Here is a 10,930-nt window from a genome sequence, read left to right on the forward strand (position 1 = left end):
CGCTTGCCCGCGATGGCGCGCATCGGACTCCTCGGCGGCTCCTTCAATCCGGCGCACCGCGCGCATCGCCGGATCAGCTTCAGCGCCATGCGTGCGCTTGGCCTCGACGAAGTGTGGTGGCTGGTGTCGCCCGGCAATCCCCTCAAGGCCGGCGCGAAGGACATGGCGCCGATCGATGCCCGGCTGCGATCCGCGTCCGCTGCGGCGAGGCGGGCGCGCATTCGTGTCAGCGATTTCGAGCGTGAAGCGGGGACGCGCTATACCATCGACACGATGCGGCGCATTCGGCGGCGCTTCCCTGACGACGACTTCATATGGCTTATGGGCAACGATGTGCTGCCAAATTTTCACAAATGGCGCGATTGGAGGGGGTTAGCCCGAATGGTGCCGATTGCGGTCATTTCCCGGCCCGGTTATGATTCAGCTGCCCACGCGGCACGCGCGATGGGCTGGCTGCGAAGGTTCGTCCGTCCTTCCCGCCAGGCGATGCGATGGACGGAATGGAGTGCACCGGCGATTACTTTCCTTCGCCTGCCGCCCGATCCGACCTCCGCTACCGCCATTCGTGCGTCGAACCCGAACTGGCACCGCCGACTGGGCAATGCCCACACGCACCTGCATTTTGCCGGCCTGCCTCTTTCCCCCAGGAGACCCCTTGACCGACCGTCCCGCTGATCAAGCTGAAACGCGCGCGCCGCCGTTGGCGGACGTCGAGGAGCTTCACCGCCTGGTGCTGCAATCGCTCGACGACGACCAGGCGCAGGAGGTTGTCTCCATCCCGCTGACCGGCAAGTCGAGCATCGCCGACCACATGGTGATTGCGTCGGGCCGGTCGACCCGGCAGGTCGCATCGATGGCGGTTAAGCTTTCCGACAAGATCAAAGCGCGATTTGGTAAGGCGCCGAGGCTCGAAGGGCTCCCAGCCGCAGACTGGGTGCTGATCGATGCCGACGACGTCATTGTTCACATTTTCCGTCCCGAAGTGAGAAATTTTTACAATTTGGAACGAATGTGGGCTTTTGGCGATGATTCCAACGCAAGTGCGTCGGCAAGCGGGTAGGGCAAATGCGCTTCATTGCTGTATTTCTGGCGGTATTGGCGTTTCTCGCGCAGCCCGCGGCTGCGGCCTCTTCGCCGAGCCTGTTCAACCTGGAACAGCAGCTTGATAATCTGTCGCGCAGCGGTTCGGGCGATGTCGGGATTGCCGCGCTCGACTTGAGCAATGGCGAAAGCGTCAGCATCCGCGGAAATACGCCGTTCCCGATGGCCAGCACGATGAAGGTCGCAGTCGCGGCGCTTTACCTGTCGCAAGTCGACCATGGCCGCCGCTCGCTCGATGACATGATCGGCAAGCAGTCGGCGCGCCACTTGATCGATCGCATGATGATCTACAGCGACAATCACGCGACGGACGTGCTGCTTCAGGATCTGGGCGGGCCGAGCGCACTCGATCAATGGCTTCGCCAGCACAAGTTGGAAGGCATGCGGGTCGACCGCAACATCGCGCAATTGCTGCGCGCCAAGCGCGACCTGTGGGATCGCCGCGATTCGAGCACGCCGATGGCCATGGTCCAGTTGCTGAGCAAGCTTTACAAGGCCGAGTTGATCAAGCCGGAAAGCCGCAACTACCTGCTCGACGTCATGGCCCGTTGCAAGACGGGCAAGAACCGGATTCGCGGCCTGCTGCCCTTTGGTACGCCCGTCGAACATAAGACCGGCACGCTCAACGGCTACGCCAGCGACGTCGGGTTCATTACGCTTCCAGATGGACGGCGCATTGCCGTGGCGATCTTCGCCCGGGGCGGGGTCGACCGGCCGCGTACCCTGGCCCAGTCGGCCCGCGCCATCTACGACGGCTTCAAATCGGTCATGACCTGGCCGCTGCGGCCCGCGCTCAACCCCTAGCGAATGCTCCTGCACATCGTCGCGCGGGGCAAGATCGGCCGCTCACCGGAGGCCGATCTCGTCGAGCGTTACGTCAAGCGCATTGCCTGGCCGACGAAGCTGACCGAACTCCCCGATCGCGGCGGCAGCGCGCCCGCGCCCGCTGCCAGTACCGTTACCATCCTTCTCGACGAGCGCGGCGAGGCGCTGTCATCGATGCAATTGGCGCGAAAGCTCGAACACTGGCGCGATGGCGGGAAGCGCGAAGCGCGGTTCTTGATCGGCGCTGCGGACGGCCACGAAGCCAAGGATCGCGGCGGCGCCGACCTCTTGCTGTCCTTCGGCCCCGCGACCTGGCCGCATCTGCTGGTCCGCGCGATGCTTGCCGAGCAGTTGTTCCGCGCCACATCGATCCTTGCGAACCACCCGTATCACCGCGAAGGTTAGGCCATGCGCTTCGCCTGGTTGCTGATTGCCATTCCCACCTTCGCTGCGGCGGCGAGCGCCCCCGTGCGCCAGCCTGCGGACCCACTGACGGCACAATTGCGGCGCGCGCAGTCCGAGCAAGCCGCTGCAAGCGCGCTCGCCGATCGCCTCGAGAGCGCGGTGAAGAGTGCGCGCGACCAAGCAGCACGCCTGCGCGCCGAGCGGGCTGCCGCAGCGCAACAGATCGCTGCCGCCGAAGCGCGCATCACTGTGGCCGATACGCAGCTGCAAATGATGTCCGCCGCGATGGAGGCCCGCCGCCAGCGCCTGCAGCGTGAACAGGAACCCGTTGCCGCGCTGCTCGCCGGGCTGGCAGTGATGGCCGAGCGGCCGCCCTTGCTCGCCGTCGCCGACCGTGGCGGCACCGACGAGCTGGTCGAAGTGCGGGTCCTCCTCGATTCGACCTTGCCGGCAATCCGCAAGCGCACGGCTGCGCTGTCCGCAGAGATACGCCGCGGCGAATCGCTCGAACGCGCCGCACGGCAGGCGCGTGCGGCCATGACCCGAAGCCGCGCGGAATTGCAGGCTCGCCGCCAGAATTTTGCTGCTCTCGAGCGGCGCGCGCTGGAAAGTGCGACTGCCGCGGGCGGCCAGGCGCTGGGCGCTGGCGATACGGTGCTGGCGTTGGGGGAGGAGGTCGAGCGTGCCCGGTCGGCAGTCCAATCGGGGCGCCAGTCAGCCGCGCTTGCTTCCACCTTGGCGTCGGAACAGCCTGCACCGGCCCGTCCCGATGCCCCGAGATGTCGGCACCGCCCACTCCCCTCGACTACCAGCTGCCCGTATCGGCGTCGGTCGTCGATGGGCTGGGCGCGGTCGACGAAAATGGCATCCGCTCGCGCGGACTGACGTTCGCGACGAAGCGGGGTGATCGCGTGACCGTCCCCGCCGGCGGGATCGTGCGCTTCGCCGGCGCCTTTCGGGACTATGACGGCGTGATCATCCTCGACCATGGCGGCGGGTGGACAAGCGTCCTGGTCAACGCCGCCACGCAACTGCGGGCCGGAGACCGCGTACGCCGCGATCAGCCGCTCGGCCGAGCGCTGGGACCGCTGCTCGTCGAATTGTTGCACAATGGGACGCATCGCTCCCCGGCTCTCATCGCAGGTTCATCTCGAACTCTGTCAAACAGGGGCAAAGACAGCTAAATGAATCGCCATCTCGTCACACAGGACGCGAACTGATGACCATGAACCGCAAACTGCTCCCGCCGCTCGCACTGGTCGGCGCGCTCGCCCTGGTCCCGGTGACCGCCAGCTCGTTCGCTGCCGCGGATACCGCCAATTACCAGGAGCTCGAGAAGTTCATGAGCGTCTATGAGCGGGTCAAGGCCAACTATGTTGACCGCGTGGACGACAAGACCCTGATCAAGGGGGCGATCGACGGCATGCTGTCGTCGCTCGATCCGCATTCCAGCTTCGTCGAAGCATCGGATTTCGACACGTTGCGCACGACCACCGACGGCAATTACGGCGGGCTTGGCATTACCGTTTCGACCGAGGACGGGGCGATCAAGGTCATCGCCCCGACCGAAGACACGCCGGCGTGGCGCGCAGGCGTCAAGTCGGGCGATTATATCACCCACATCAATGGCGAGCTGATGTACGGCCTGACGCTCGACGAAGCGGTCGACAAAATGCGTGGTCAGCCCGGTACGGGGATCAAGCTGACGGTCGTCCGCCCGGGCCGCGAAAAGCCCTTCGACATCGCGTTGGTGCGAGAGCGGATCGAGCTGCGCCCGGTGAAGTGGGAGATCAAGGACAACGTCGGCATCATCAACATCAACACCTTCTCGGGCAATGTCGCGGACGCCACCAAGTCGGCGCTGCTGTCGATCGACAAGGCGACTGGCGGCAAACCGACGGGCTATATCATCGACCTCCGTTCCAACCCGGGCGGGTTGCTCGACCAGGCGGTGGATATCACCGACGCCTTCCTTGAAAGCGGGGAGATCGTCTCGCAACGCGGGCGCGAGCGTGGCGATATCGAACGTTATTACGCGCGTCCCGGCGACATGGCGCACGGCCTTCCCGTGATCGTCTTGATCGACGCGGGCAGCGCTTCGGCATCGGAAATCGTCGCCGGCGCGCTGCAGGACCACCGCCGTGCCTTGGTGATGGGCGAAAAGAGCTTCGGCAAGGGCTCGGTCCAGACCGTTGTGCAAACGGGACCGCAGGCCGCGCTGCGTCTCACCACGGCGCGTTACTACACGCCGTCGGGCCGCTCGGTGCAGGCCGGCGGGATCGACCCGGACATCAAGGTCCCGCAGCTGTCGGACCCGGATTACAAGGATCGCCCGCGCATTCGTGAAGCCGACCTTCGCCGCCACCTCGTTGCGCAGGCCAAGGTCGAAGACGCGATCCTGGAGAAGGACGATTTGACCGATCCGCGCTTCGCGATGACCGCCGCGCAGCTTGAGAAGAAGGGCGTCAAGGACTTCCAGCTCGACTATGCGATAAAGACGCTGAAGCGGCTTGCCAATCCGGTGGCGATCGCCGCCGCCAGCCCGAAGAAGACTCGCGCGGCTCAATGAGCGAGGCCATGGCCGCAATGCCCCGCGGCGCATCGTCCCTCGGGGCGGCGAGCATCGCCCGGCTGATCGCGCTCTTGCTGCCGCTGGGGCTGCTTGGTGGCGCGCTCGGCTCGCAATATTTCGGCGGGCTCAACCCGTGCGAAATGTGTTACTGGCAGCGCTGGCCCCATGCCGCGGCGATCGCGCTTGCGGCTCTGGCGTTCACCGCATCCGCGGGCAGCCGCCGGGCGTCGGCGCTGACCCTGGCGGCAGCGGCAGCAATTGCAGTTTCCGGCGCGATTGGCGTCTATCATGCGGGCGTCGAAGCCGGGATCTTCGAAGGGGTCACGACCTGTTCGGTCACCGGCGGCGGGGGCAGCGATGCCGATCTCCTGCGACAGATCACCCAGGCCCCGATCGTTCGCTGCGACCAGGTACAATGGGCCTTTCTCGGCATCTCGATGGCCGGATGGAACGCGATCCTGTCGCTTGGCGGCGCGTTGACCATCCTGCTGCTGACCCGCCGCGGGGCGCGCCCGTGACCTGGCGTCCAGGCGATCCGCGCGCCGATACGGCGTCGATGGTGCGCGTCGACCAGGCCGGCGAATATGGCGCCACTCGGATCTATGCGGGGCAGCTTGCCGTGCTTCGCCCCAATTGCCCGGAATCGCGCTTGATCGCGCGCATGGCGGCGCAGGAAGAACGCCACCTCAAGCGATTCAATCAGTTGATGGCAGAGCGCCGCATCCGACCGACTGCGCTGCAGCCGTTATGGAACGTTGCCGGCTTTGCCTTGGGCGCGGCCACCGCGCTGATGTCGGAAAAGGCGGCGCTCGCCTGCACCGATGCAGTCGAAACGGAAATCGACCGGCATTATGGCGCGCAGCTCGACGCGATTGGCGACAGCGACCCCGAGCTTGCCGCGGACATTGCGGAGTTTCGCGCCGAGGAGCTTGAACATCGCGATACGGCGCGAGAGGCCGGTGCGGCGGGGGCCGTGGGCTACCCGCTCTTGACGGCGGCGATCCGTGCCGGATGCAGGGCAGCCATCGCGCTGTCCAAGCGGACTTGAGGAACCACAAGCGGCACTCGCCCGCTTAAGTAGTCGAAAGGATGGCGTTGAACATGGCAAAGCAGCTTGTGGTCCCGGCCTTCGCCGTTGCCGTTGTGGCAGGCTTCACAGCCCTCGCGCCCACCGCCGAAGCGCAACAGACGGTGGGTGAGATCATCGTGTACGGCACCGACCCCTGTCCCCGCGCGACGGATGACGAGATCGTGGTTTGTCGTCGCCTGCCAGAAAGCATGCGCTATCGCATTCCCGAGAATATGCGGCCGGGCGGCACATTCCAGCAGCGTCAGTCGTGGACGATGAAGTCGCGGCAGATGATGAATGTCGGCTCGACCGGCACCGGCAGCTGTTCGGCGGTCGGCCCGGGCGGCCACACCGGCTGCCTGACGCAGGAAATTCAGACCGCGCGAAAGCAGTCGCAGGACATCACCGCCGAAGACACCGCGCCCGAGCAATAAGGCGCGACTTACGTCCGCGCTCTTTCGCTTTCGATCCAGGCGTTCATCTGCGCGTCGAGCGTATCCAGCGGCACCGCGCCCTGGCCAAGGACGGCGTCGTGGAAGCGGCGCAAGTCGAACTTGCTCCCCAGCGCTTTCTCGGACCGGGCACGCAGCTCGCGAATCTTGAGCTCGCCGAGCTTGTAGGCAAGGGCCTGACCCGGGTTGGCGATGTAGCGGTTGACCTCGGCCTCGATATTGGCGGCCGATAGGGCGCTGTTGTCGGTCATGTAGGCGATGGCGCGTTCCTTCGACCAGCCCTTGGCGTGCATGCCGGTATCGACCACCAGCCGCGTTGCCCGCCACATCTCATAGCTGAGGCGCCCCATGTCCTTGGCCGGCGTATCGTACAGCCCCATCTCGATCCCCAGCCGCTCCGAATAGAGCCCCCAGCCTTCGCTGAAGGCAGTGAAGAAGGTGCCGTACTTGCGCCAATTGGGCATCGCCATCTCCTGCTGGAGCGCGATCTGGTGATGATGCCCGGGCACCGCTTCGTGCACCGACAGCGCGGGGATTTCCCACAATGGCCGCTGATCGAGCTTCGACGTGTTGACGTAATAGGTGCCCGCAACGCCATTCTCGGGGGAGCCGAGATTGTAATAAGCCGTGGTCGTCCCCTCGGCGGTTTCGGCCGGAATTTCGCGGATGCCGTAGGGCAGGCGCGGCAGGACCGTGAACAGGCTCGGCATCTTGCCGTCGATCTTCTTCAGTTCGCGCGCCGTCGCCTGCATCAGCTCCTCGGGCGTCTTGGCGTAATATTTGGGATTGGTTCGAAGGTCGGCGATCATCGCTTCTCGGCTGGGGTAGCCGGCCTTCTTCGCCACCTGCTCCATCTCGGCGCGGATGCGCTTGACCTCCGACAGGCCGAGCGCGTGGATCTCGTCCGCCGTCTTGGTCGTCGTCGTCATCTGGCGGATGCGGTAATTGTAGAACGCCTTGCCGTTCGGCAGGTCGGTGATGGCAATCGACTTGGCGCATTTCGGCGCATAGCTCGTCCGGTACCAGTCGGCGTGTCTGGCGTAGGCGGGACGCAACTGTCCGTCGATTAGGGTGCGCGCCCGTGCCTGCAGCGCGGACCAGTCGCCGGCGCTGATCCCGGCCGGCGGCGTGGCGGCGGCGAACGGCGCGTAGAGGCGCGACTTGGTCGCATCCGCCGGGATCACCCCGGTGATGGTCGTTTCAAATCCCTCCATCGCCGCGCAGGGCAGGACATAGCCTTCGTTAAGTGCCTGGGCGCTGATCTTCAGCGCCTCGTCGTTCATCGCCGGATATTGCGCGAGCCGCTTCAGATAATTGTCGAAGTCCGCCTTGGTGCGCATCGGGATCAAGTCGCCCAAACCCGCAATCTGCTGGTGCCAGCCGTCGCGGTTCGAAAACAGCATCATCCGCTGGCCGAATCGATTGCCTTCGATGGCCTCTTCAAGCGAGCGCTTGAAGATCGACTTGTTGACTCGGTCGGCGGGGCTCAGCCCGCTATCCGGAATGGCGTTGAGGCGAGCCAGGTATTTCGCATATTCGCCCGCCGCGCGGTCTTGCGCGGCAAGGCTGATGTCGCCCAGCTGATCGTCATAATCGCGAACGCCGAGCATCGACGCATAGACCGGCGCCTGCTTCAGGAAATAAGCCCAATATTCGTCGGTCAGCGCCTTGAAGTCTTCAGGCGGGCCGGCGGTGGCGGGCGTGGTTACCACCACCATCGTGACGGCGATTGCGGCGGTGGCGAGCAGTCGGTTGCGCATACGTGTCCCCTTTGGCGGGCAGGCTAACGGCACCTCGCGGCGCGGCAAGCATTATCGGACGTTGCAGCAACGGAACGGCGGTCCGTCCCATCCGTTCGGTGCGCGAAACAGGAGGCGAGAATGGACGCAAGTGCGCGGCTGACGACGTTGACACGCGTAGGCTTTGCCGCGCGCGGACTGCTCTACATCGTAATCGCCGTTCTCGTCCTCCAGTCAGGCCGGACCGAGGACCCGAGCGGCGCGATGGGCTATCTTGCCGACGGCGCGGGCAAGTGGCTGCTGGCGCTGATGGCGGCGGGCTTCATCGCCTACGGCATCTGGCGTTTGTCCGATGCGGCGCTGAACGTCGAGCAGCACGAAGACAATGCCAAGGGCCTGCGCCAGCGCCTCGGCGCCGCGGGCAGCGGGATCGTCCACTTGCTGCTGGCGTGGCAGGCCGTGAAGCTGGTCCAGGGATCCGGCGGCGGCAGCGGCGGCAACGGCGCACAGGAAAACGCGCAGACCGCCCTGCAACTTCCGGGCGGGCAGCTGATGCTCGTCATCGCCGGCCTCGTCCTCATGGGCGCGGGCGCGTTCCAGCTCTACAAGGCGTACAAGACCAGCTTCTGCGAAAAGCTCGAACCCGGGATTGCCAATCGTGAATGGGTCAAGATTCTCGGCCGCGTCGGCTATTCCGCCCGCGGCGTGGTGTTCCTGATCAGCGGCTATTTCGTGCTCAAGGCGGGCATCAAGGAGCAGTCGGGTGAGGCCGGCGGCATGGAGCAAGCGCTGGCGTGGCTGACCAACCCGTGGGACGTCATCGTCGCGATCGGTTTGCTCATGTTCGGCGTCTTCAGCCTGGTGGAAGCGCGCTATCGCGTGATCCACTCGGTTCCCGTCGACGGGCTTGCCCGTGAGGCACGTTCCAAGCTTCCGCTCTGACAGACGCGACTACGGCTAAACTTCTGTATGGACAGGAGAAACGCTAGAACATAGTGTGAACGTATGCCGCAGCTCGATACCCGCGCAAAGCTCGCGATCCTCGCCGATGCCGCGAAATATGACGCGTCCTGCGCATCGTCCGGGACGGCCAAGCGCGACAGCCGCGGCGGCAAGGGCGTCGGGTCGACCGAAGGCATGGGCATCTGCCATGCCTACGCCCCCGACGGCCGCTGCATTTCGCTGCTCAAGATCCTGCTGACCAACAGCTGCATTTTCGATTGCGCTTATTGCATCAATCGCAAGAGTTCGAACGTCCGCCGCGCGCGCTTCACGGCACAGGAAGTCGTCGAGCTCACGCTCGCCTTCTACAAGCGCAATTATATTGAGGGCCTGTTCCTTTCGTCCGGGATCATCCGATCGTCCAATTATACGATGGAGCAACTGGTCGAGGTCGCTCGGAGCCTGCGCGAGGATCATGATTTCCGCGGCTACATCCATCTGAAGACGATCCCCGACGCCGACCCGGAACTCGTGCGCCAGGCCGGTCTTCATGCCGATCGCGTGTCGATCAATGTCGAACTGCCGACCGAGCGCGGGCTGGTCGACCTCGCCCCGGAAAAGAGCGTTCCGCAAATCGAGGGCGCGATGCGCGACATGAAATCCTCGATCGTCGACGCTCGCGACGCGCGCAAACGGTTCAAGTCGGCGCCCCGCTTCGCGCCCGCTGGCCAGTCGACGCAGATGATTGTCGGGGCGGATGCGGCGAGTGACGCGGATATCGTCGGCCGGGCAAGCCAGCTGTATGACCGCTTCTCGCTTCGCCGCGTCTATTATTCGGCCTTTTCCCCGATCCCGGATGCCAGCGCCGTGCTCCCGCTCAAGCGACCACCACTGATGCGGGAGCATCGCCTCTACCAGTCCGACTGGCTGATGCGCTTTTACGGGTTCGCGCCGAAGGAAGTGCAGAGCGCGGCCGACCCGGCGGGCATGCTTCCGCTCGACATCGACCCCAAGCTTGCCTGGGCGCTCAAGTTTCGCGAAAGCTTTCCGGTGGACGTCAACCGCGCCCCGCGCGAGATGCTTCTGCGCATTCCAGGCCTCGGCACGAAGGCCGTGGCGCGCATCCTGACCTCGCGGCGCTGGCGCAACCTTCGGCTCGACGATGTCGCGCGGCTGACCGTTTCGATCGCAAAGGTTCGCCCGTTCATCGTCACGGCCGACTGGCGGCCGACCTTGCTGACCGATCGCAACGACCTTCGCGCGCTGATTGCGCCCAAACGCCAGCAGTATGAGTTGTTCGCTGCCTAGGACGCATCCGCGTTACGAAAGGGAATTGCGCATGGCTGACGGGGACATTTTCGACCGGTTGAAACAGGATCACGACCGCCATCGCGACCTGATTGAGAAGATTGATGCGACTGCGAGCGGTAGCATGGAACGCCGCCAACTTTTCGATACGTTCAAGGTGGAAGTGACGGCGCACGCCGCTGCGGAAGAGGAGTCGCTGTATGCGACGATGCTCGCGCGCGAGAACCTCCGCCATGACGCCGTCCATTCGGTGAGCGAGCATAAGGAAATCGGCGATCTGCTGCAGGAGCTTGCGGCCGGCGACATGGAATCGAGCGACTGGTTGGACCAATTCCGGAAGCTGCAGGAACGCTACCTTCATCACATCGATGAGGAAGAGGAGGAGATGTTTCCGGCCGCGGCCGACGGCCTTAGCGAGGAAAAGACGGTCGAGCTGCGGGCGCTGTTCGAGAAGCGCAAGCCGCGCGAGATCGCGCGTGCGGAAGCCGGCGTCGATGAAGAGGACGATCGCGACTGA

General features: G+C 64.8%; 14 protein-coding genes. 13 read left to right on the plus strand and 1 reads right to left on the minus strand.

All coding sequences use genetic code 11. The features are described from left to right. The first annotated feature begins 12 nt into the window (after positions 1-12). The 10 genes from H9L13_RS03830 to H9L13_RS03875 are packed head-to-tail and all read left to right on the plus strand — an operon-like array spanning position 13 to position 6,406. Positions 13-675: a nicotinate-nucleotide adenylyltransferase gene (locus tag H9L13_RS03830; RefSeq protein ID WP_187540115.1), complete on the plus strand. Its 663-nt coding sequence runs from the start codon at positions 13-15 to the stop codon at positions 673-675. Next, positions 656-1,060, plus strand: coding sequence for a ribosome silencing factor (gene rsfS / locus H9L13_RS03835; RefSeq protein WP_408022123.1), 405 nt, complete (start codon positions 656-658; stop codon positions 1,058-1,060). The genes H9L13_RS03830 and rsfS overlap by 20 nt, the downstream gene beginning before the upstream one ends. A gap of 5 nt (positions 1,061-1,065) precedes the next feature. Next, positions 1,066-1,905, plus strand: coding sequence for a serine hydrolase (locus H9L13_RS03840; RefSeq protein ID WP_187539192.1), 840 nt, complete (start codon positions 1,066-1,068; stop codon positions 1,903-1,905). A 3-nt stretch (positions 1,906-1,908) separates the two neighbouring features. Next, entirely contained in the window at positions 1,909-2,331 is a 423-nt protein-coding gene (locus H9L13_RS03845) for a 23S rRNA (pseudouridine(1915)-N(3))-methyltransferase RlmH (protein WP_187539194.1), read from the plus strand. 3 nt (positions 2,332-2,334) lie between these two features. After that, positions 2,335-3,216, plus strand: a complete 882-nt coding sequence (locus H9L13_RS03850; protein ID WP_187539196.1) for a hypothetical protein — start codon at positions 2,335-2,337, stop codon at positions 3,214-3,216. A 26-nt stretch (positions 3,217-3,242) separates the two neighbouring features. Then, positions 3,243-3,515 (plus strand): peptidoglycan DD-metalloendopeptidase family protein, encoded by a 273-nt coding sequence (locus tag H9L13_RS03855; protein ID WP_187539198.1) that lies wholly within the window; start codon positions 3,243-3,245, stop codon positions 3,513-3,515. A 41-nt stretch (positions 3,516-3,556) separates the two neighbouring features. Then, positions 3,557-4,900, plus strand: coding sequence for a S41 family peptidase (locus H9L13_RS03860; protein ID WP_187540118.1), 1,344 nt, complete (start codon positions 3,557-3,559; stop codon positions 4,898-4,900). Between the two features lie 8 nt (positions 4,901-4,908). Further along, positions 4,909-5,421, plus strand: a complete 513-nt coding sequence (locus H9L13_RS03865) for a disulfide bond formation protein B (protein ID WP_187539200.1) — start codon at positions 4,909-4,911, stop codon at positions 5,419-5,421. 38 nt (positions 5,422-5,459) lie between these two features. Further along, on the plus strand, positions 5,460-5,951 hold the full coding sequence (locus H9L13_RS03870) for a demethoxyubiquinone hydroxylase family protein (protein WP_187540120.1): 492 nt from the start codon (positions 5,460-5,462) through the stop codon (positions 5,949-5,951). Positions 5,952-6,004: 53 nt separating this feature from the next. Then, positions 6,005-6,406, plus strand: a complete 402-nt coding sequence (locus tag H9L13_RS03875) for a hypothetical protein (RefSeq protein ID WP_187539202.1) — start codon at positions 6,005-6,007, stop codon at positions 6,404-6,406. A gap of 8 nt (positions 6,407-6,414) precedes the next feature. On the opposite strand, the gene H9L13_RS03880 is transcribed toward H9L13_RS03875, so the two are convergent. Beyond that, positions 6,415-8,184, minus strand: a complete 1,770-nt coding sequence (locus H9L13_RS03880) for a DUF885 domain-containing protein (RefSeq protein ID WP_187539204.1) — start codon at positions 8,182-8,184, stop codon at positions 6,415-6,417. A 120-nt stretch (positions 8,185-8,304) separates the two neighbouring features. Here H9L13_RS03880 and H9L13_RS03885 point away from each other — a divergent pair, with 120 nt between their 5' ends. The 3 genes from H9L13_RS03885 to H9L13_RS03895 all read left to right on the plus strand — a co-directional run bounded on the left by H9L13_RS03885 (position 8,305) and on the right by H9L13_RS03895 (position 10,930). Continuing rightward, a complete protein-coding gene (locus H9L13_RS03885; protein ID WP_187539206.1) occupies positions 8,305-9,105 on the plus strand; it encodes a DUF1206 domain-containing protein in 801 nt (266 codons plus the stop codon). 63 nt (positions 9,106-9,168) lie between these two features. Further along, the gene (locus H9L13_RS03890; RefSeq protein ID WP_187539208.1) at positions 9,169-10,413 is read left to right on the plus strand and encodes a putative DNA modification/repair radical SAM protein; all 1,245 of its coding nucleotides are present in this window, start codon (positions 9,169-9,171) and stop codon (positions 10,411-10,413) included. A gap of 31 nt (positions 10,414-10,444) precedes the next feature. Next, the gene (locus tag H9L13_RS03895) at positions 10,445-10,930 is read left to right on the plus strand and encodes a hemerythrin domain-containing protein (RefSeq protein ID WP_187539210.1); all 486 of its coding nucleotides are present in this window, start codon (positions 10,445-10,447) and stop codon (positions 10,928-10,930) included.

The organism is Sphingomonas lutea, assembly GCF_014396785.1.
GTDB lineage: Bacteria > Pseudomonadota > Alphaproteobacteria > Sphingomonadales > Sphingomonadaceae > Sphingomicrobium > Sphingomicrobium luteum.